The sequence below is a fragment of the Stenotrophomonas sp. KH_029 genome (genome assembly GCF_057839765.1).
The window spans coordinates 90,072-111,089 of record NZ_CM174498.1 but is presented as its reverse complement, the minus strand read 5'-3'; the positions used below and the strand labels follow the sequence as shown (position 1 = coordinate 111,089).

General features: G+C 68.8%; 16 protein-coding genes. 5 read left to right on the top strand and 11 right to left on the bottom strand.

Annotated elements, in window-relative coordinates; all coding sequences use genetic code 11:
* The first annotated feature begins 93 nt into the window (after positions 1-93).
* Positions 94-4,548, top strand: coding sequence for a glutamate synthase large subunit (gene gltB, locus AC3ITM_RS00485; protein WP_489267548.1), 4,455 nt, complete (start codon positions 94-96; stop codon positions 4,546-4,548).
* A 70-nt stretch (positions 4,549-4,618) separates the two neighbouring features.
* A complete protein-coding gene (locus AC3ITM_RS00480; protein ID WP_489267546.1) occupies positions 4,619-6,064 on the top strand; it encodes an FAD-dependent oxidoreductase in 1,446 nt (481 codons plus the stop codon).
* Positions 6,065-6,155: 91 nt separating this feature from the next.
* Here the strand turns inward: AC3ITM_RS00480 and AC3ITM_RS00475 are convergent, their stop codons facing one another.
* Positions 6,156-6,431, bottom strand: coding sequence for a hypothetical protein (locus AC3ITM_RS00475; protein ID WP_489267544.1), 276 nt, complete (start codon positions 6,429-6,431; stop codon positions 6,156-6,158).
* A 175-nt stretch (positions 6,432-6,606) separates the two neighbouring features.
* Between AC3ITM_RS00475 and AC3ITM_RS00470 the strand changes: the two genes are divergently transcribed.
* Complete coding sequence (locus AC3ITM_RS00470; RefSeq protein ID WP_489267542.1) at positions 6,607-7,479, top strand: methylglyoxal synthase; 873 nt, start codon at positions 6,607-6,609, stop codon at positions 7,477-7,479.
* Positions 7,480-7,673: 194 nt separating this feature from the next.
* Here the strand turns inward: AC3ITM_RS00470 and AC3ITM_RS00465 are convergent, their stop codons facing one another.
* The 3 genes from AC3ITM_RS00465 to ttcA are packed head-to-tail and all read right to left on the bottom strand — an operon-like array spanning position 7,674 to position 10,386.
* The gene (locus AC3ITM_RS00465) at positions 7,674-8,462 is read right to left on the bottom strand and encodes a M48 family metallopeptidase (protein WP_489267540.1); all 789 of its coding nucleotides are present in this window, start codon (positions 8,460-8,462) and stop codon (positions 7,674-7,676) included.
* 57 nt (positions 8,463-8,519) lie between these two features.
* Positions 8,520-9,425: a recombination-associated protein RdgC gene (locus AC3ITM_RS00460; RefSeq protein ID WP_313211178.1), complete on the bottom strand. Its 906-nt coding sequence runs from the start codon at positions 9,423-9,425 to the stop codon at positions 8,520-8,522.
* A gap of 46 nt (positions 9,426-9,471) precedes the next feature.
* A complete protein-coding gene (ttcA, locus tag AC3ITM_RS00455) occupies positions 9,472-10,386 on the bottom strand; it encodes a tRNA 2-thiocytidine(32) synthetase TtcA (protein ID WP_489267538.1) in 915 nt (304 codons plus the stop codon).
* Positions 10,387-10,482: 96 nt separating this feature from the next.
* On the opposite strand from ttcA, the gene AC3ITM_RS00450 reads away from it, so the two are divergent.
* Positions 10,483-10,686 carry a YdcH family protein gene (locus AC3ITM_RS00450; RefSeq protein ID WP_489267536.1) on the top strand — a complete coding sequence of 68 codons (204 nt, stop codon included), beginning with the start codon at positions 10,483-10,485 and terminating at the stop codon, positions 10,684-10,686.
* Between the two features lie 42 nt (positions 10,687-10,728).
* On the opposite strand, the gene plsB is transcribed toward AC3ITM_RS00450, so the two are convergent.
* The 5 genes from plsB to AC3ITM_RS00425 all read right to left on the bottom strand — a co-directional run bounded on the left by plsB (position 10,729) and on the right by AC3ITM_RS00425 (position 17,477).
* Complete coding sequence (gene plsB, locus AC3ITM_RS00445) at positions 10,729-13,455, bottom strand: glycerol-3-phosphate 1-O-acyltransferase PlsB (RefSeq protein WP_489267534.1); 2,727 nt, start codon at positions 13,453-13,455, stop codon at positions 10,729-10,731.
* Positions 13,455-14,417 carry a hypothetical protein gene (locus AC3ITM_RS00440; RefSeq protein WP_489267532.1) on the bottom strand — a complete coding sequence of 321 codons (963 nt, stop codon included), beginning with the start codon at positions 14,415-14,417 and terminating at the stop codon, positions 13,455-13,457. The genes plsB and AC3ITM_RS00440 overlap by 1 nt, the downstream gene beginning before the upstream one ends.
* Positions 14,418-14,792: 375 nt before the next feature.
* Positions 14,793-15,623: a S1 family peptidase gene (locus AC3ITM_RS00435; protein ID WP_489267530.1), complete on the bottom strand. Its 831-nt coding sequence runs from the start codon at positions 15,621-15,623 to the stop codon at positions 14,793-14,795.
* A 202-nt stretch (positions 15,624-15,825) separates the two neighbouring features.
* On the bottom strand, positions 15,826-16,557 hold the full coding sequence (gene pyrF / locus AC3ITM_RS00430) for an orotidine-5'-phosphate decarboxylase (RefSeq protein ID WP_489267528.1): 732 nt from the start codon (positions 16,555-16,557) through the stop codon (positions 15,826-15,828).
* Positions 16,554-17,477 carry a 5'-nucleotidase, lipoprotein e(P4) family gene (locus AC3ITM_RS00425; protein WP_489267526.1) on the bottom strand — a complete coding sequence of 308 codons (924 nt, stop codon included), beginning with the start codon at positions 17,475-17,477 and terminating at the stop codon, positions 16,554-16,556. The genes pyrF and AC3ITM_RS00425 overlap by 4 nt, the downstream gene beginning before the upstream one ends.
* A 111-nt stretch (positions 17,478-17,588) precedes the next feature.
* On the opposite strand from AC3ITM_RS00425, the gene AC3ITM_RS00420 reads away from it, so the two are divergent.
* Complete coding sequence (locus AC3ITM_RS00420; protein ID WP_489267524.1) at positions 17,589-18,254, top strand: YceH family protein; 666 nt, start codon at positions 17,589-17,591, stop codon at positions 18,252-18,254.
* A gap of 31 nt (positions 18,255-18,285) precedes the next feature.
* Here AC3ITM_RS00420 and AC3ITM_RS00415 read toward each other — a convergent pair whose 3' ends face one another.
* Both AC3ITM_RS00415 and AC3ITM_RS00410 read right to left on the bottom strand, forming a co-directional pair.
* On the bottom strand, positions 18,286-18,816 hold the full coding sequence (locus tag AC3ITM_RS00415; protein ID WP_489267522.1) for a GNAT family N-acetyltransferase: 531 nt from the start codon (positions 18,814-18,816) through the stop codon (positions 18,286-18,288).
* Positions 18,817-18,930: 114 nt separating this feature from the next.
* Positions 18,931-20,907 (bottom strand): UvrD-helicase domain-containing protein, encoded by a 1,977-nt coding sequence (locus AC3ITM_RS00410; protein ID WP_489267520.1) that lies wholly within the window; start codon positions 20,905-20,907, stop codon positions 18,931-18,933.
* Between the last annotated feature and the right edge of the window lie 111 nt (positions 20,908-21,018).

Genomic DNA, 21,018 nt, shown 5'->3' with positions numbered 1-21,018 from the left:
ACTATGCTCTAGTCGAGTCATCCGGTGCCTCCAGATGCGCTCAACGGATTGAGCGGGGACGAGTGTCGCCGCTCACCCGACATTGAGGCAGAGATGGCCCCCCGCAACCGCCAAGGGCTTTACGACCCGCAAGATGAGCGCGATGCCTGTGGTTTCGGCATGGTCGCCCAGCTCGACGACCAGCCGTCCCGACTGCTGGTCGACACGGCTATCGCCGCACTTTCGCGCATGACCCACCGCGGCGGCGTTGCCGCCGACGGTGTCACCGGCGACGGCTGCGGCCTGCTGCTGCGCCGTCCGGATGTATTCCTCAAGGCACTGGCCGCCGAAGCCGGCATCGCCCTGGGCATGCGCTTCGCCGCCGGCGTGGTGTTCCTGCCGCACGAGGACGCCGCTGCGCAGGCCTGCCGCGACACCCTGGAACAGCAGTTGCACGATGCCGGCTGCCAGCCCGTGGGGTGGCGCCTGGTGCCGACCGATCCCAGCGTCTGCGGCCAGCTCGCACGCGACACCCTGCCGCGGATCGAGCAGGTGTTCGTCGATGCCGGCGCCGGCCAGGACGAGGCCGCCTTCACCCTGGCCCTGTTCCTGGCCCGCCGCCGCAGCGAGCAGCAGCTGCGCGCGCACGCCGACTACTACGTCACCACGCTCAGCCCGAACGCGATCAGCTACAAGGGCATGGTGCTGCCGGACAAGCTGAGCCGCTTCTACGTCGACCTGCAGCGCAACGACCTGGCCTCCAGCGCGGTGGTGTTCCACCAGCGCTTCTCGACCAACACGCTGCCGCGCTGGCCGCTGGCGCACCCGTTCCGGATGCTCGCCCACAACGGCGAGATCAACACCATCGAAGGCAACCGGCGCTGGGCGCAGGCGCGCAGCAAGGTGTGGAAGACGCCGCATTTCGACATCGGCCAGTTCGACCCGGTGATCTCCATGCATGGCTCGGATTCGCAGAGCCTGGACAACATGCTCGAGCTGATGGTCAGCGCCGGCATGGAACTGATCCAGGCGCTGCGCATCCTGGTGCCGCCGGCGACCCAGTCGCTGGAGTTCAAGGATCCGGACCTGGCCGCGTTCTACGAGTTCTACGGGCTCAACAGCGAGCCCTGGGACGGCCCGGCCGGCATCGTTGCCTGCGACGGCCGCTATGCCGCCTGCACGCTGGACCGCAACGGCCTGCGCCCGGCGCGCTGGATGCTCACTTCCGACCGCCACTTCCTGGTCGCCTCCGAAGCCGGGGTGTGGGAAGTGCCGGCCGAGCGCGTGGTGCGCAAGGGCAAGCTCGGCCCGGGCGAGATGATGGCCATCGACCTCAAGCGCGGCGACCTGCTCGATTCGGATGCCATCGACCGCATCAACCGCGGCCGCGCGCCGTACAAGCAGTGGCTGCAGCAGGGCGTGACTTACCTGCAGACCGAACTGATCGATCCGTCGCTGGTCGAGGAGCCGTTCGACGAGCGCACCCTGCGCAGCTACCACAAGCTGTTCCAGCTCAGCACCGAGGAAGTCGAACAGATCCTGCGCCCGCTGGCCGAAACCGAGCAGGAAGCCACCGGCTCGATGGGCGATGACACGCCGATGGCGGTGCTGAGCCAGCACAGCCGCCCGCTCTACGATTATTTCCGCCAGGCGTTCGCGCAGGTCACCAACCCGCCGATCGACCCGCTGCGCGAAGACTGCGTCATGTCGCTGACCACCCAGCTCGGCAAGGAGACCAACATCTTCCATGCCGGCGCGGAGACGGTGAACCACGTCATCCTCAACTCGCCCGTGCTCAGCCAGCGCAAGCTGCGCCAGCTGATCAAGATGGAGCAGTACGCCGACAGGAACCGGCTGATCGACCTGTCCTACAGCCTGGACGAAGGCCTGAAGGCCGGCATCGAGCGCATTTGCGCCGAGGCCGAGGCGGCCGCGCGCGAAGGCATCGTGATGCTGCTGCTGAGCGACCGCTACCCGGTGGCCGACCGCCCGATGGTGCATGCGCTGCTGGCCACCAGCGCGGTGCACCACCACCTGTCCAACGCCGGGCTGCGCTGCGAGGTCAACCTGATCCTGGAAACCGGCACCGCGCGCGATGCGCACCACATGGCCTGCCTGCTCGGCTTCGGTGCCACCGCGGTGTACCCGTACCTGGCCTACCAGACCCTGTTCGACCTGGGCCGGCGCGGCATCCTGCAGCTGAGCAAGGGCGGCGAGCAGTCGCAGATCGGCCGCCGCTATCGCAAGGGCATCTACAAGGGCCTGTCCAAGATCATCTCCAAGATGGGCATCTGTACCGTGGCCAGCTACCGCGGCGCGCAGTTGTTCGAGATCGTCGGGCTCGACGATGAGGTGGTCGACCTGTGCTTCCCCGATACCGCCTCGCGCGTGGCCGGGGTCGGCTTCGAGCGGTTGGACCATGAAGCGCGCGAACTGACCGTGCGCGCCTGGAACGACCTGCTGCGCCCGGACGTGGGCGGCGTGCTCAAGTACGTGCACGGCGGCGAATACCACATGTACAACCCGGACGTGGTCATGACCCTGCAGCGTGCCGCGCGCAGTGGCGAGGCCGCGGACTGGCAGCGTTACTGCGAGGCCGTGCACGGCCGCCCGGTGTCGGCGCTGCGCGACCTGCTGCAGCTCAAGGCCGCGCCCACGCCGACCCCGCTGGAGGAAGTGGCCCCGGCCGAAGACCTGTTCCGCCGCTTCGACACCGCCGCGATCAGCCTGGGCGCGTTGTCGCCCGAGGCGCACGAAGCGCTGGCGATCGCCATGAACCGTCTCGGCGGGCGCAGCAACTCCGGCGAAGGCGGCGAAGACCCGGTGCGCTATGGCACCGAGAAGCGCAGCAAGATCAAGCAGGTGGCCTCGGGCCGCTTCGGCGTCACCGCCGAATACCTGGTCAACGCCGAAGTGCTGCAGATCAAGGTGGCCCAGGGCGCCAAGCCCGGCGAAGGCGGCCAGCTGCCCGGGCACAAGGTCAACGAACTGATCGCGCGGCTGCGCTATGCCAAGCCGGGCATCGGCCTGATTTCGCCGCCACCGCACCACGACATCTATTCCATCGAAGACCTGGCCCAGCTGATCTATGACCTCAAGCAGGTCAATCCGACCGCGCTGGTCTCGGTGAAGCTGGTCAGCCATGCCGGTGTCGGCACCATCGCCGCCGGCGTGGTCAAGGCCGGCGCCGACCTGATCACCGTATCCGGCCATGACGGCGGTACCGGCGCCAGCCCGGTCAGCTCGATCCGCTATGCCGGCGTGCCGTGGGAACTGGGCGTGGCCGAATCGCACCAGGCGCTGGTGGCCAACGACCTGCGCGGGCGCACCCTGCTGCAGACCGACGGCGGGCTGAAGACCGGCCTGGACGTGATCAAGGCCGCACTGCTCGGCGCGGACAGCTTCGGCTTCGGCACCGCGCCGATGATCGTGCTGGGCTGCAAGTACCTGCGCATCTGCCATCTCAACAACTGCGCCACCGGCGTGGCCACCCAGGATGAGCGCCTGCGCGCGCAGTACTTCACCGGCCTGCCCGAGCGCGTGGAGAACTTCTTCCGGCTGCTGGCCGAGGAAGTGCGCGGCTGGCTGTCCTATCTTGGCGTGCGCTCGCTGGACGAGATCGTCGGCCGCACCGACCTGCTGCAGCAGCTGGAGGTGTCCCCGCGTCCGGGCGTCAAGGTCGACCTGTCGCGCCTGCTCAACCCGGCCCGGTATGACGGCAGCCACTGCGCCGCGCAGCGCCTGTACGAATCGCCGGACAGCCTGGCCACGCAGATGGACGGCCTGCTGGCGCCGGCCATCGCCGGCAAGCTGGGCGGTGAACACCGCTTCCTGATCCACAACACCGACCGCTCGATCGGCACCCGCCTGTCCGGCGAGATCGCGCGCACCCATGGCAACCAGGGCATGAGCGATGCACCGCTGACCCTGCGCTTCCGCGGCACCGCCGGGCAGAGCTTCGGCGCGTTCAACGTCGGCGGCCTGCAGCTGGAAGTGGAAGGCGAAGCCAACGACTATGTCGGCAAGGGCATGGCCGGCGGCCGGCTGGTGGTGCGTCCGCCGCGCGGCGCGCGCTTCGAGGCGCGCAACACCGCGATCATCGGCAACACCTGCCTGTACGGCGCCACCGGCGGCGAGCTGTTTGCCGCCGGCCGTGCCGGCGAACGCTTCGGGGTGCGCAACTCCGGCGCGCTGGCGGTGATCGAAGGTGCCGGCGACCACTGCTGCGAATACATGACCGACGGCATCGTGCTGGTACTGGGCAAGGTCGGGCTGAACTTCGGCGCCGGCTTCACCGGCGGGCTGGCCTATGTGCTGGATATCGACCGCGACTTCGTGGACCGCTACAACCACGAGCTGATCGACATCCACCGCATTTCGGCCGAGGGCTTCGAAAACCATCGCCAGCACCTGCATACGCTGATCAGCCGCCACCGCGAACTGACCGGCAGCATCTGGGCGCAGCAGATCCTCGACGAGTTCCGCGACTACGTCGGCAAGTTCTGGCTGGTCAAACCCAAGGCGGCCAGCATCGAATCGCTGACCGACTCGCTGCGCCGCGCCGCCTGACCGGCACCACACGTTCCCACCGCTGTAGTGCCGGCCGCTGGCCGGCAAATCACCATTCCAGGGCCCACCCATGAGCCGCAAGCAAGCCTTCCAGTTCCTCGACCTGCCCCGGACCATGCCGCAGCGCATCCCGGTCGAACTGCGCACCTCCGGCGACTGGGGCGAGCTGTACGGCAAGTTCGGCAAGGAAGAGGCGCAGTTCCAGGCCGGCCGCTGCCTGGACTGCGGCAACCCGTACTGCAGCTGGAAATGCCCGGTGCACAACGCCATCCCGCAGTGGCTGCAGCTGGTACAGGAAAACCGCATCCACGAAGCGGCCACGCTGTGCCATTCGACCAATCCGCTGCCGGAAGTATGCGGCCGGGTGTGTCCGCAGGACCGCCTGTGCGAAGGCAGCTGCACGCTGGAGGAGTTCGGCGCGGTCACCATCGGCGCGGTCGAGAAGTACATCGTCGACACCGCGCTGGCCACCGGCTGGCGCCCGGACATGACCGCGGTGGAGCCCACCGGCAAGCGCGTGGCGGTGATCGGTGCCGGCCCGGCCGGGCTGGCCTGCGCCGACCAATTGGCCCATGCAGGCATCCAGGCGGTGGTCTATGACCGCTATGAACAGATCGGCGGGCTGCTGCAGTTCGGCATTCCCAGTTTCAAGCTGGACAAGGCGGTGATCAGCCGCCGCCGCAACGTGCTCGAAGGCATGGGCGTGCAGTTCCGGCTCGGCGTGGAAATCGGCCGCGATGTCAGCGTGGACCAGCTGCTGGCCGAGTACGACGCGGTATTCGTCGGCACCGGTGCCTACCGCTACACCGACGGCGGCCTGCTCGGCCAGGACCTCAAGGGCGTGCTGCCGGCGCTGCCGTTCCTGGTGCAGAACAGCCGCATCGTCGGCGGCAGCGACGCGCACGGCCGGCCGATCGCCGGCTGGGAAGACCAGATCGCCCTGCCCGACCTGGACGGCAAGCGGGTGGTGGTGCTGGGCGGTGGCGATACCGGCATGGACTGCGTGCGCAGCGCGGTACGGCTGGGCGCGGCCAAGGTCACCTGCGCCTACCGCCGCGACGAAGCCAGCATGCCCGGCTCGGCGCGCGAGGTGGCCAATGCGCGCGAAGAAGGCGTGCGCTTCCTGTTCAACCGCCAGCCGCTGTCGATCGAAGCCGGCGCCGACGACGAGGTGATCGGGGTGATGGTGGTGGAAACACAACTTGGCGCGCCCGACGCCAGCGGCCGCCGCAACGCGGTACCGGTGGAAGGCAGCGAATCGCTGCTGGAAGCGGACGTGGTGATCATCGCCTTCGGGTTCTCGCCGTCGACGCCGGCGTGGCTGACCGAGCGCGGCGTGGAGGCCGGCCACAACGGCCGGATCATCGCCGGCGGCCAGGGCCGGCTGCCGTTCCAGACCGCCCACCCGCGCCTGTTCGCCGGCGGTGATGCGGTGCGCGGTGCCGACCTGGTGGTGACCGCGGTGGCCGAAGGCCGCGATGCCGCCGCCAGCATCGCCCAGCTGTTGTCGGCCTAGCGCGCGCCCCGGATACCCCACGGCGGGGGAGTGATGGGCGCGTCGCCACGCGTCCGGCCGGTGAAGGACCCGCTGTGCATGTCCGGCTGTTTCACGCCACGTTGGACAGCAACGGCGCGGTCCGCATCCCGGCGCGCTCGATCTCCAGCGCCAGCAACAGCTCGATATCATCCAGCTGGGCGCGGATGCTGGCATTGCTGGCACGGTCTTCATGGCCACGGTCGATATGCGCATCGAGCATGCGCGCCAGCCCGGCCAACAGCACGTCGGCATCGCCGTGGGCGGCATGCCGCAGCAGGCGGCCCAGCGCCTGGATACGGGCGCTGCGCTCTTCAACGGTGGGGGCGGTGCAGGCAGGCGTTGCCATGGAGATTCCTTGGTGGACGAACGGCCTCTACTGTCGGTTACGGCCTTGAAACCTGCCATGCAAAAAATACGAAAAATTGTGAAGGCGATGTGTAGGGCCAGCCGCCGCGCTGCAACCCGAGCGGCTTACACTGGCGGCCGGACCGCCTCCTTACCGCCCTTACGGAACCCTGCCCATGCGCATCGGCCTGGCCGCCAACCGCCTGCACCACCACGACAAGCACGCCGCGCTGTTCCGCTGGCTGCGCGCCTGCGATGCCGGGCTGCGCGAGCTGGGGGTGGAACTGCATGCGGTGGGCCGTACCTTCGATGCGATCCAGCGGCTCGGTTTCCTGCCGGACTTCGCGCCGTTGCAACGCTATCCCAACGGGCGCCAGGGCGGGCTGATGAAGCTGGTCGCCGAAGTGGTCGGGATGGGCACGCCCGAGCGTACCCTGGACGGGGCGATCTACCTGATGGATCCGGTCGACCCTTCCTCGATCTTCCCCGAGGCCACCGCGCTCAAGCGCCAGTGCGTGATCCACGGCAAGCCGTTCATTTCCACCGTGGCCACCGCGCGCGACTGGATCGAGGTGGAACGGGTGCACGCCGGCCTGGCCGCCGATCCCGGCGCCGATGACCTGCATGCCTTCGGTGCGCAGACCCTGGCCCTGATCGCCCACGATGCGATGAAGCCGGCGATGCTGGCCTTCGCCGATGAACACTTCGACCTGCTGTCGCGGTTCGGCCACCGGGTCGGCACCGGCACCACCGGCCAGCGCCTCAACGAACTGGCCTGGAGCCGTGGCTGGGCACGGGACCAGGAATGGGTGACGCGCTACCAGAGCGGCCCGATGGGCGGCGATGCGCAGATCGCCGACCGCGTGCTGGAAGGCCATTGCCAGCGCGCGATCTTCTTCGAAGACCCGCATGTGGCCCGCCAGCACGAAGCGGACATCCAGCTGCTGGAGCGCGCGGTCACCACCGTCACCGACCAGGCGGTGTGCATCACCGCCCCGCGCGTGGCCGAGCGCTGGGCGCAGGCGGCGGCGTTGCGGATGGGGAACTGACGGAAACATCGCCGGAGCACGTCGCACGTCGCGTAGATCCACACCATGCGTGGATACCGCGCGCCAGCGCGGCACATCTCTCCGGAACCGGATCATCGACCCGTTGGCCGAGCGACCGACGTTGAAACCCGACCGAAGACCTGCATCCAGCGTCCATGGCGCCCGGGCGGAACCCAGCCACGCATAGCGTGGCGTTACCCCGCCGGGGTCAGCATCTGCCGCAGCATTGCCTTGAGGCGCCGCCCTTCGAGCTGGAAGTAATCGCGCTCGGCGCGCCATGCCGGGAAGCGCTGCTCCACCTCGGCCCAGAACGCCGGCGAGTGGTTGGCCTGGATCAGGTGGCAGAGCTCATGCACCAGCACGTACTCGAACGCCGACGGTCGCCCCAGCACCAACGCCAGGTCCAGCGCCATGCTGCCGTCAGGGGCCAGCGAGCCCCATTGCGAGGACATCACCTTCAGCCGCAGCCGCGCCGGTGCGCGCGGCAGGCCCGGCAGGTAGCGCGGCAGCCAGCGGCCCACGTCGGCGCGGGTCTGCGCTTCGTAGAACTCGCGCAGGGTGCGCCGCAAGGTGGCCTCGGTGCCGCGCGCCGGCCAGTGCAGGCAGGCGCCGTCGGCATCGATCTCCATGTGCGCATAGCGCCCGGTTTCCCAGCGCAGCGGCAGCAGTTCACCGCGCAGCGGCAACAGCCCGGGTGCACCGATCACCAGCGGCGGCGGCAGGTTCTGCGCCTGGTAGCTGCGCAGCTGCAGCGACAGCCAGTCGCGGTGCAGCTGCAGGAAACGTTCGCCCATCACCAGGCTGGCCCGCGGCGGCAGGGTCAGGCGCACGCCGCGCTCGTCGACGCTGAGCTTGATCCGGCGCGCACGCGGATCGCGCACGCGCAGGACGTCGATCTCGGTGTCGTCCAGGCGCAGTCGTACCGTGTCGCGCTGCAGGGTGGGGGCAGCCGGCGAAATCAGGCGGCGGAGGAATCCGGACATGGGTACAGCATAGCGCCGGCCGTGACCGGCGCATGACTGGGGACCAATCGGACCCGATCAGTCCGCCTTGCTGAGCTTGAAGGCCTCTTCCAGCAGCAGGAACAGGCGCCGCACTTCGCCGCTCTGCAGCGCGAAGCGGGCGTCCAGCTCGGCGCGGCGGCCATCGTCGTCGGCGTGTTCGAGCTGGTCCAGCGCTCCGTCCAGGAACTTCAGCTTGCGCACGATCAGGTCATCGCCAAGCACGAAGGACAGGTTGTCCTCGAACACCAGGGCCAGCTTGGTGACCTGCTTGCCGGCATCCAGGTGCTTGTCGATCTCGTCGCAGCGCAGTTCCTGGTGCTGGCACTTGACCACCGCGCCGCCCTCGGCCGGGTCCTTCATCTCGCACTCTTCGCCCAGGCTCAGCCCGGTCGGCAGCGTTTCGCCGGCGATCCAGCCGGTCAGGATCGAGCGCGGCGCCACTTCGGCGTTGAGCGGCATCGCCGGGAAGCTGCCGAGCAGGCCGCGGATGTCGGACATCATGTTCTCGCCCTTCTTGCTGCTCGAGCAGTCCACCGCGACGTAGCCGTGGGTCAGGTCGATCAGCGCGTCGGTACGCGAGCTCTTCACGAAGGCGCGCGGCATCAGTTCGTGCAGCAGGTCGTCCTTCATCCGCTTGCGCTCGCGGCCGCCGGGCTTGCGCCCTTCCTTCTCCTCGATTTCCTCCAGCTTGCGCGCCAGCAGGTCGTTGACCACCGCGCCCGGCAGGATCTTGTCCTCACCGCCCACGGTCAGCCACAGCGCATCGCCGACGCGGTGCGAGAACACGGCCTTTTCCTCGCGGCCGAACGGGGAGATGAAGCCTCGCGAATTCATTTCGAGCGGGCCGACCGGCTTGAGCAGCACCTGCGGCAGCAGGGTATCCACCTCGGAGAAATCGGTGGCGGTCGGGAAACGGAACAGGGTCAGGTTGCGAAAGAACATGGAAGTCCGAAGTAGGTCGTGAAGGGAAGGCGGGGCGTTGGCCGGCTCAGGCCGGCGCGGACGCGCCGCCGCTGTCGGGGGTGACCTCGGTCCAGGCCGAGGGCGTGGGCGGCGCCGCGCTGGCGTCGGCGCGGCCCAGCGCCATGAAATCGAACAGGGCCGGGTCGGCCAGCTGCGAGGGGTGGATGTTGCCCAGCGCGCGCGCGATCTGGTCGATCCGGCCCGGATGCTGCTGTTCCCACTGCTGCAGCATCTGTTCGATCTGGCGCCGCTGCAGGTTGTCCTGGCTGCCACACAGATTGCACGGAATGATCGGGAACGCGCGTGCCTGCGCATAGGCGGCGATGTCGGCCTCGGCCGCGTAGGCCAGCGGGCGGATCACCACGTGGCGGCCGTCGTCGCTGCGCAGCTTGGGCGGCATCGCCGACAGCTTGGCGTGGTGGAACAGGTTGAGGAAGAAAGTGGCCACGCTGTCGTCGCGGTGGTGGCCCAGCGCGATCTTGCTGAAGCCGTGTTCGGCGGCATGGCGGTACAGCGCGCCACGGCGCAGCCGCGAGCACAGCGAACACATCGTGCGGCCTTCGGGGATCACCCGGCTGACCACCGAATAGGTGTCCTGCTCGATGATCTGGTAGGCCACGCCAATCGATGCCAGGTACTGCGGCAGCACGTGTGCGGGAAAACCCGGCTGCTTCTGGTCCAGGTTGACCGCGACCAGCTCGAACCGCACCGGGGCCTTTTTCTGCAGCTGCAGCAGCAGGTCCAGCAGGGTGTAGCTGTCCTTGCCACCGGACAGGCAGACCATCACCCGGTCGCCGTCCTCGATCATGCCGAAGTCGGCAATGGCCTGGCCAACCTGCCGGCGCAGGCGCCGCGCCAGCCTGTCCTGCCCAGCGTCGGCCGCGCGCGCGGCGCAGGCACGCGGGACGGGATCGGGCAGGTGGATGACGGCGGCGCTCATCCACGCATTCTACCGGCTGCCACGCCCCCTCACAGGGCCGAAGTAGTGACTGCGTTCACTCCCGGGGGCCGGTGCGGATGTGTATGCTCACAGGCTGTGGATACCCTTACGCCCGAACAGATCAGTGCCCGCCTTGCCGAGTTCCGGCAGGAACACCGCGCCCTGGACGAACAGATCCAGCGCATGGCTGCCAATGGCGAGGACGAGCTGGAAGCCAAGCGCCTGAAACGGCGCAAGCTGCAGTTGAAGGACTGCATCGCCAAGCTTGCGGACATGCTGATTCCCGACGAGCCGGCTTAGCCGGTGTACCGACCAACGGTCGGTACCTACCGACCGTGGTCGTCAATCCTGGGCAACCGGTTCCTCGGGCTTGGCCGCTTCCGGGCTGACCCGTTCGATGGTGTGGCGCAGTTCGCGGCCGAGAATGAACTTGGCGTCCTTGGCCCAGGCATCGAGGCGGTCGTCGAACAACAGCTTGCTGTTTTCGTCCGGCCATACCAGGCGCAGCTCGCGCAGCTTCTGGATGAAGCCACGGAACAGGGTGCGGTCGAAGAATTCCGGCGCGGCCGGCGCATAGAGCAGGCTCAGGCGCTGGGCGGCCTGCTGGCACAGGCTTTCCAGCTCGGCCGCACCCAGGATGCCCGGGCCGTTCTTGACCAGCACCGAAATGGCGATGTAGTACCGCTCGAACGCCTGCTGCAGCGAATGGCCGATCGCACGCAGGCGGAACACCTCGTCGGTCTGCCCGGTATTGCGCGCCAGGATGCCGCCGTCGTCGTCGTTGACGTTCTGCAGCAGCCCTTCGCGCACGAACACGTTGATGGTCTGCTCGATGCGCTGGGCGAACTCGTCCTCGGTCCATGGCAGGAACAGCTCGGCCTGCAGGAACGGGTACACCGTGCGGCCCAGCTGAACCAGCCCGGTGCGGCTCATGCGGCGGTTGTTCTGGAAACAGCACGCCACCCACGAGGAGGCGGTGAACAGGTGGATGACGTTGTTGCGGAAGTAGCTGAGCAGCACCGCGGTATCGCCGCTGACGCTGAGCACATCGCCCAGCGGGTGCTTGATGCGGGTCAGGACGTTGATTTCCTCGGCGTGGGCGATGATCCGCTCCGGCGAGTGCGGGGTCACCGTGACCCGGTCCGAATACGGCATTTCCACCAGCAGGGTCTTGCACAGCTCGATCTGCGCGATCAGGTCGGCCTCGCCCATCGCGTGCTTGGGCGTGGACAGCAGCGCCAGCGCCAGCAGGTTGATCGGGTTGACGTCGGCGGCGCCGTTGATGTGCACCTGGATGCGTTCGGCCAGATGGTCGACCGTGCCGGACAGCCACGACGGCTTTTCGTCCTCGCCCACCGGCTGCCCGTTCCATTCCGGCGCCTGCCGGGCCAGCACGTCGTTGAGCGCGATCGGCTCGCCGAAGTTGACCACCACCTGGCCGTAGTTCTGCTTAAGCACCTTGGGGATGGACCACAGCAGCGACCAGATCGATTCCTTTTCCTTGGGCCGGCCGGACAGTTCGTCCAGGTAGCTGCCGCCTTCCATCAGCTTTTCATAGCCGATGTAGACCGGCTGGAACAGCACCGGCTTGCGCGGCTGGCGCAGGAACGCGCGCAGCGTCATCGAGATCATGCCGCCCTTGGGTTGCAGCAGGCGCCCGGTGCGCGAGCGGCCGCCTTCGACGAAGTACTCGATCGAATAACCGCCGGCCACCAGCTGCGCCACGTACTCGCTGAGCACCGCCGAATACAGCGCGTTGCCGCGGATCGAGCGGCGGATGAAGAACGCCCCGCCCTTGCGCAGCAAGGTGCCCACCACCGGCAGGTTGAGGTTGATGCCAGCCACGATGTGCGGCGGCACGATGCCGCGGTCGTACAGCAGGTAGGACAGCAGCAGGTAATCCATGTGGCTGCGGTGGCTGGGCACGTAGACCACTTCGTGCCCGGGCGCGGCGGCCTTGAACTTGTCCAGGTGGTGCACCAGCACGCCGGCGTAGATCCGGTTCCAGACATGGCTGAGCATGAAGCTGGCCGAACGCACCGTCGGGCTGGAATAGTCCGCGGCGATCTCCCAGGCGTAGGCATGCGCCTTCTTCCAGGCATCGGCCGGCTTGGAGTTGTCGCGCTTGGCCTGCGAGGCGATCGCTTCGCGCACGGTGTCCGCGTCCAGCACCTTGTCCACCAGCAGGCGGCGGGTGGACAGGTCCGGGCCGATCACCGATTCGCGGATGCGGCGGAAATGGGTGCGCAGGACGCGCTGCAGCTTGCGCACGGTGCGCTCGGGGTCCAGCCCCTCGTCGATCGTGCTGCGCAGCGAGATCGGCGGGGCGAACCGCACGATGGTGCTGCGGCCGTTGAGCAGCACCGCCAGCAGGCGGCGGAAACGGCCGACCAGCGCCCAGTTTTCCGAGAACAGCACCGCGAACCAGCCGCTCTGCTTGTCCGGCGCCCGGCCGACGAAGATCGACACCGGCACCAGGTGCACGTCCAGCTCATCGCGGGCGCGATGGGCCTGCAGCACCTTGGCCAGCGAATCGGAGTGGGTCTTGGCCCCACGCTGCTCGGGGATCAGCGAGTTGCTGCTGCTCCGTCGCGACAGCGCCACGTAGGCGCGCCGGCGTCCGGTCGGGTCGCCGGCGATCGGCACCAGTGGCGAGGGCAGGCCGGCTTCGCGGCAGGCCTTGTCCAGGATCAGCGCATTGGACAGGCCGTAGTCTTCCAGCACGTACACCACCGGCCGGCCATCGTTGTACTGGCCGGGGTGTTCGGGTTCGATCTTCAGCGACAGCCACGGCTCGACCAGCCGGCCCAGCAGGCGCGCCCACCACGGGCGGCGGCCCACCGGCGCACGCATGCCCGGCACGATCGCCGCCGGCGCAGCGGCGGCCGGTTCGGGGCTGGCAGGCGCGCTGTCGACGGCCTGGCCGGCCACCGGCGGCGCCTCGGCCGGGGTGCCGGCCACGGCCGCGGTGTCAGGCGCAGTGTTGGGCGACGCGGACGGTGCGTCCGGCGTCTTGGGCGGCTCTTCGCCGGGGAAAGGCAGGGGATTCTGGTTCGGCATCGGCTTCATTATGGCTTAGCCGGTGCAGGAGCAGCGTCCTTGACCTCGACGGCGGCCTCTGCTTCAGCCGCCTGCCGGGCGTCGTGTTCAGCTTGCGCGGCGTCGGCCGCCTGCAGCAGCGCGTCGGTGTCTTCCAGGGTGCGGGCCACATACCAGCGGCCATCACGGCGGGTCATGCGCACCTGCGCCTCGATCTGCTCGCCGGCCAGCGGGTACTGCACCCGTACCACCGCGTCATTGCCCAGCTCGGACACCACTTCGCCGCGCAGGTCGGCCAGAGCGGCATCCACCGACAGCCCGTAGCTGGCCAGCGCGGTCTTGAAGGCTTTGAAGAACGGGCCCAGCCGGCGCAGCGATTCCTCCATGCCGGCCTCCTGCAGCTGGGTATCGGTGGACAGCCCGGTGGTGCGCGCGGTGGCGGTCAGCAGGGTGATGGTGGTCCTGGCCCGCTGTTTGTCGGTCAGCGGCGCGGCGGCGGCCCAGCGGCTGAGCGCATTGACCACCTGGGTGTAGTGGGCACGCTCGCTGTCGCTGTACCCGTTCTGGTTGCGCAGGTACTGCGCGCCGAACACCCCGATGAAGTTCGCGGCCTGGCGCATCCCGCTGGCCTGGCCGGCAAGCTGGGTATCGAACGCGCGTTGCAGGCGCTGCGGCGCATCCGGCTGCGACAGCGCGGCCAGCATCGGCAGCCACTGGTCCTGCAGCGGCAGCTCGGTCAACGGCCAGCGGCTGTGGCCCTGCGCCCACGCCACCTGCAGCCGCTCGTACTGCGCCGGCGGCACCGAGGCACGGGCATAACCGAGCAGGTCGTTGTCGGCCGCATGGCGGGCCAGCTGCCGCAGCGCGGCGACCGGTTCGGGGGCCGGCGCATCCGGATCGATCCGGTCGCGCTGGCAGCCGCCCAGCAGCACCAGGCCACACAGCGACAGCGACAACACCCACTGGCGGCTACGCCCTGTCATCAACGGCATGCACATGAATTCGGACTCCCCGGGCCGGTCCGCATCTTGCGGCCTGCACCGGGAAGCGGCAAGCGGACCCCGGCCGCGCACGCCCCGTATCCATTCAACACATTGAAATATATGGAAACATCACCTCACCACCGGGATGACGCTCCAGCCCGGCACACCGCTAACGGCGGCCGTGCAGCGGCCGCATGGCCTCCAGGGTCAAGACCACCGCGCGCTGTTCGGCTACCGCCCTGCCCCCACCACCACTCAAAGCCAGCGGGGTCAGGATGTGGGGGCGGCCTGGACACGCCAGACACGGCCGGCGGTGCGCCTGCGCCACCGGCGGGGAACGGCACGCCGCCGGCAGCGCGGGCCCGCCTGGCCGGCCAGGCCGGGTCAGTCGCGCGTCCAGGTCGTGCCGATGAAATCGCGGATATAGCCATCGGACAGCCGCGCATACACGCCCGGGTAGCCGGCCTGCGCGCATCCGATCCCCCAGCTGACCACCCCCAGCACGATCCACTGGCCACGCCGCTGCACCATCAACGGGCCGCCCGAATCGCCCTGGCAGCTGTCGATGCCCTCCTCGCCGGCGCAGAACATGTTGCCCTGTTGCAGGTCGGGGTAGGCCTGTCGGCACGCCCGGAACGCGACGAACGGGGTCTGCACGGTCTGCAGCCGGGTCGGGTAGGTGGGGTCGCCCACCGCGCTGGTATTGCCCCAACCGGCCACCGTGAAGCGGCGCCCGGGGCGCAGCCACGCCCCATCCCCACCCTCGAGCAACGCGATCGTGGCCACATCGGCAATCGGCTCAGCCAACTGGATCAGCGCCACGTCATAGCCGTACCCGATGGAGGTATAGGCCGGGTGCACGTGGATCGCCTTTATGTTGGACGCGCGCGGGCCAGCCGTGGTGCTCAGCGTGGTCACCCCGCTGAGCACGGCATAGCCCTCCGGGCGGGCACCGTCCACGCAATGCGCCGCCGTCAGCACCCAGGACGCCGACAGCAGGCTGCCGCCGCACCAGTGGCGGCCGTGGTCGGAATCACCCAGGTTCAATCGCTGCAGGCTGATGATGAATGGATATTGCCCCGGCATGGCATTGATGCCGCCGATGATGCGGGGGGTTTGCCCATCCAATGGGGGCGGTATTGGCGCAGCGTCGGTCCGCGCGGACAGTGTCAGCGCCACCAGGACGGCGGCCAGGGTTTTCCAGATGACAGACATGTTGCACCTCGCTTGGCGTGATGGGAGTCGGGCCGGCGTCATGACCTTCCAGGTCGGATGCTCGGCCCGCCAATTCCATCGCGACGGGGCAACAGGTACTGCTTGCCAACGCACACTTCCAGTGCAATTGGGAGTTTCCCGATACGCAGACGCGGCGTAGACGCCGCTTCCTGCCATCGCCCCGCCGGGGCGGGGCCAATGCTCAGCGCGCGTGCAGCGCCGCGGCGATTTCCTGCTGGATCGCCTGGGCGGCGGCGCGTGGGTCGGCGGCCAGGCGGATCGGGCGGCCGACCACGATGGCGTCGGCGCCATCGGCAAAGGCCTGCGCCACCCCGACGGTGCGCTTCTGGTCATCGCCAACCGGGCCGCCCGGGCGAATCCCCGGGCACACGATCGAGAAGCCGGCGCCGGTGGCGGCGCGGATCGGCGCCGCCTCCTGGCCGGAGGCGATCACCCCGTCGATGCCGGCGGCCTGGGCGGCCAGCGCGCGCTCGACCACCACCTCCACCGGTGCGCGGTCGATGCCCATGCCACGCAGGTCGTCCTGGCCCATCGAGGTCAGCACGGTCACCGCCAGCAGGCGCATGTCGCTGCCGTTGGCAGCCGCGCAGGCCTCCATCATCGCCGGGTGCCAGCCATGGATGGTGGCGTAGCTGACCGGCCACTGCGACAGGCGCCTGATCACCGCCGCGGCGGTGGCCGGGATGTCGAAGAACTTCAGGTCGACAAACACGCGCTTGTCGCGCGCGGCCAGGGCATCGAGCACGTGGAAGTAATCGCCCGACGCCAGCAGCTCCATGCCGATCTTGTAGAACGACACCGCATCGCCGAGCCGGTCCACCCAGGCCAGGGCGTCTTCGCGCGCGGGTACGTCGAGCGCGAAGATCAGCCGCTCGTCATCGCGCAGCGGCAGCGGCAGCGGCGCGCGGCTCACGGTGCGTAGTCCAGCGCGGCACGCTTGGCATCGTGGCGGGCCTGGCGCGACTGGCTGTAGTCGTTGTTGAACTGGGCCGGCTCGAAGCCGCCGTAGGTCGGGTTGGGCAGCATCCACCAGCGTTCGCCGAACCAGTCGTGATACTGCTGCAGCAGCGCGTCACGGCCATCGTTGGTGTTGGCGGTGACTTCCACGAAGTCGCCCAGCTGGTCGCCGAACTGCATCAGTACGCGGTACTTCTGCCCGGCCAGGCGACGGCGGCAGTTCTTCTCGCTGCCGGCCTGCTCGCAGCCTTCCACTACCGTGCCCAGGCCCAGGAACACGCTGTCATCGGCCACCGGCAGGCCTTCGGCGCGCAGGTTGGCCAGGGTGGCCTCCTTCAGGTGCACGGCGCGGTTGGAGATGTACAGCAGGGTCACGCCACGGGCGTTGGCGGCCTTGGCGAAGTCGACCACGCCGGGGATCGCCCTGGCCTTCTTTTCGGCCACCCACTGGTCCCAGGTCATCTCGTCGTATTCCTTGCCGTCGCGCACCAGGCGCGCCTGGTAGGGCGAGTTGTCCAGCACCGTCTCATCCACGTCCAGCACCACCGCCGGCTTCAGGCCCTTGGCGGCGTTGCCGCGCTCTTCGGGCACCAGCGCATCCCAGTTGGCTTCCTTCAGCGCCTTGTCCAGGTGATCGGCGGCCGCGCGGTAGGTCTGCTCGGTGATCGCCCTGTATTCCTGCGAGCGCTGCACCCACAGCACCGCATTGAGGTTGTCATTGGCCGCTACGGCGGCGTCGCCGGTGGCCGCCGGGGCGCTGGCAGCGGCAGCGGCCGCCGGCGGGGCCGCTGCGGCCGGGGTTTCGGTGCGCTTGCAGGCACTGAGCGCCAGCACGGCGCAGGCAAGCACGGACAGGGAAACAGCACTACGACGCATGGTATTCACCGGCAACAGATTCGCGCCAGTTTACCGGCTTGGCCCGCGGCATTCATGCGGCAGGCGGGGCTCGGCTATGCTGCACGCCCCTGAAACACCCCGGAGCGCCCCATGACCGACGACACCCAGACCCCTGCCCTGCCCGTGCTCAGCGCGGCCCAGGCCCGCGCGTTGGGCTGCCTGATCGAAAAGGAGGCAACCACCCCCGACGCCTACCCGCTGACGGTCAACGCCGCCCAGGTGGCGGCCAACCAGAAGACCGCGCGCGAGCCGGTGATGGCGCTGTCCACCGGCGATGTGCACCATGCGCTGCGCCAGCTGGAGACCCTGGGCCTGGCCCGCCAGCAGTTCTCCTCGCGCGCCGAACGCTACGAACACCGCGCCGGCGCCGCGCTGGACCTGACCCGGCAGCAGCTGGCGCTGCTTGGCCTGTTGCTGCTGCGCGGCCCGCAGACCCTGGGTGAACTGCTGACCCGCAGCGAGCGCCTGGTCAGCTTCCAGGACACCGAGGAACTGCGCCACCACCTGGAGCGGATGATCCAGCGCGGGCTGGCGGTGCAGCTGCCGCGCGCCAGCGGCCAGCGCGAAGACCGCTACATGCACCTGCTGGCCGGCCCGGTGGATGTGCAGGCCCTGGCCGAGCAGTACCGGTCGGCTCCCTCCGGCGGCGGCGGGGCTGGCAACCCGGCGCTGGAGGCACGGGTGCAGCAGTTGGAAGCCACGGTGGCCGACCTGCAGGAACAGCTGGCCGAGCTGCGCGCGCAATTGGGCGGGTGAAGCAGCAGCCGAGCATGGCTCGGCGCTACCTTCAGGGCGCCGGCGCGCCCGGCGTGGCAAACAGCAGCACCACGTCCTCGCGCGGCGGCGGCAGGCGCAGGTCGCCGCGGTCTTCCATGCCCAGCTTGCGCAGCAGCGCGGCCGAACGCAGGTTGTCCGGCGAAACGATGCCGTACAGGTCGGTGTAGCCCAGCACATCGCGGGCGTAATGCAGCACCCCGCGCGCGGCTTCGAACGCGTAGCCGTTGCCTTCGTACTGCGCCAGCAGCGCATAGCCGATATCCGGCGCGGGCAGGCCCTCGCGGCGCACCAGCCCGGCATTGCCCAGCCAGGCCCCGTCCTCGCGGCGGATGATGGCGTACATGCCAAAGCCGTTGAGCGTGTAACTGCCCAGTACGCGCTCGGCAGTGTAGTCGCGGGCCTGGGCCAGGGTGCGCACGCCGCGGTCGGCGATATTGCGGATGAAGCCCGGCTCGTTGAGCAGGGCCAGCATGTCGGCCGCATCGTGGTCGGGGTCGATCAGGCGCAGGTGCAGGCGGTCGGTCTGGATCAGGGCGGACATGCGGGTACCGGTGGGTGGCGATACCGCGATTGTGCCGCAACGGCGATGGGTAGGTCCGACCCATGGTCGGATATTGCCGGTGGGCATCCGACCATGGGTCGGATCTACCGATGCTCAGTCGAACAATGCCTGGATCGCCGCCAGCCCGGCGCTGGCACGCTCTTTCTTGCGCGCCGCATCGGCGACCGGGTCGGCGCCGTCGCGCTGCATTTCCTCGGCCGGGATCTCATCGAAGAAGCGGCTGGGCTTGAGCCGCACGTGCTCGCCGAACTTGCGGGTGAGTTTGCTGTAGCTCATCCACAGCTGCACCTTGGCGCGGGTGATGCCCACGTACAGCAGGCGGCGTTCTTCCTGCAGGTTGCCCTCGTCCAGGCTGACCTGGTGCGGCAGCACGCCGTCCTCGCAGCCGATGATGAACACATAGGGGAATTCCAGGCCCTTGGAAGCGTGCATGGTCATCATCCGCACCTGGTTGCCGCCATCGTCCTTGTCGTTGCGCGACAACAACGCCAGCTGCGCGGCCAGGTCGGCGGTGGAGGCGCCGCGCGGGCCGCCTTCGAACCACTGCGCCAGTTCTTCCAGGTTGCCCAGCCGGCGCTGGTACACCGATTCTTCCTTGCACGACGCGCGCAGGTCCGAGACCAGCCCGGAATCCTTGACCAGCCGGCGCACCAGGTCGCCGGAGCTGAGTTTGGGCATCTCCGCGCGCAGGTCGCGCAGGATGTCGGTGAAGCGGCTCAGGCCATTGGCCGCACGCGGCGGCAGCTGCGACAGCGCGCCGATCGCTTCGGCCGCATGCGCCATCGGCAGCTCTTTTTCCGACGCCAGTTCGGCCAGCTTGGCCAGGGTGCCGGCGCCGACTTCGCGCTTGGGCGACTGCACCGCACGCATGAACGCGGTGTCATCGTCCGGGTTCACCAGCAGGCGCAGCCACGACAGCGTGTCCTTGACCTCCTGGCGTTCCAGGAAGGCGGTGCCGCCGGTGATGTGGTACGGCACGCGCACCAGCTGCAGGGCCTTTTCCAGCGGCCGCGACTGGAAGTTGCCGCGGAACAGGATGCAGAAATCGCTCCACGGAATCTGCTTGGAGGTGGCCAGGTAGGCGATCTCGGCGGCCACCTTCTCCGCCTCGTGCTCGCTGTTGCGGCACTCCCAGACGCGGATACGCTCGCCGTCGGCCTGGTCGCTCCACAGCTTCTTCAGGTGCTCGTGCGGGTTGTTGGCGATCAGCGCGTTGGCCGCGCGCAGCACGCGGTTGGAGCAGCGGTAGTTCTGCTCCAGCTTGATGATCTCCAGCGCCGGGTAATCGCGCGCCATCTGCTGCAGGTTTTCCGGGTTGGCGCCGCGCCAGGCATAGATCGACTGGTCATCGTCGCCCACGCAGGTGAAGTTGCCCTTGCTGCCGGCCAGCTGCTTGAGCAGGCGGTACTGCGCGTCATTGGTGTCCTGGCATTCGTCGACCAGCAGGTAGCCGATGCGCTCGCGCCAGGCCACGGCGATCTCCGGATTTTCTTCCAGCACCTGCACCGGCAGCCGGATCAGATCGTCGAAGTCGACCGCGTTGAACGCGGTCAGGCGCAGCTGGTAGCGCTCGTAGACGCTGGCCGCTTCCTTCTCGCGGTTGCTGCGCGCCGCCGCCATCGCCTGCTCCGGCGAAAGGCCGGCGTTCTTGGCGCGCGAGATCAGGTTCTTCACGTCCTCGATGTCATCGGGCTTGGCGCCGTACATCAGGTCCTTGACCTGCGCGGTGGAATCGTCGGCATCGAAAATCGAGAAACCGCGCTTGAGCCCCACGGCCGCGTGCTCGATCTGCAGGAACTTCAGGCCCAGCGCATGGAAGGTGCAGATGGTCACCTCGTCGGCGTCTTCCCCGCGCAGGCGCTTGGCCACGCGCTCGCGCATTTCCTTGGCCGACTTGTTGGTGAAGGTGATCGCCGCGATGCGCCGCGCCGGGTAGCGCTTGCTGGCGATCAGCTGGCCGATCTTCTCCACGATCACGCGCGTCTTGCCGCTGCCGGCGCCCGCGAGCACCAGCAGAGGACCTTCGCAGTGCATCACTGCCGCGTGTTGGGGGGGATTGAGACCGTGCATGCCATCTCCGGGGGAGGGGCATTGTAGCCGGCCGCCCGGCCGGGCCACAGGGTCGCCCGTGGACGGACAGCGCTGTCCGCCGCGAGCGGCCGCCAGCGACGGAAGCCGGCC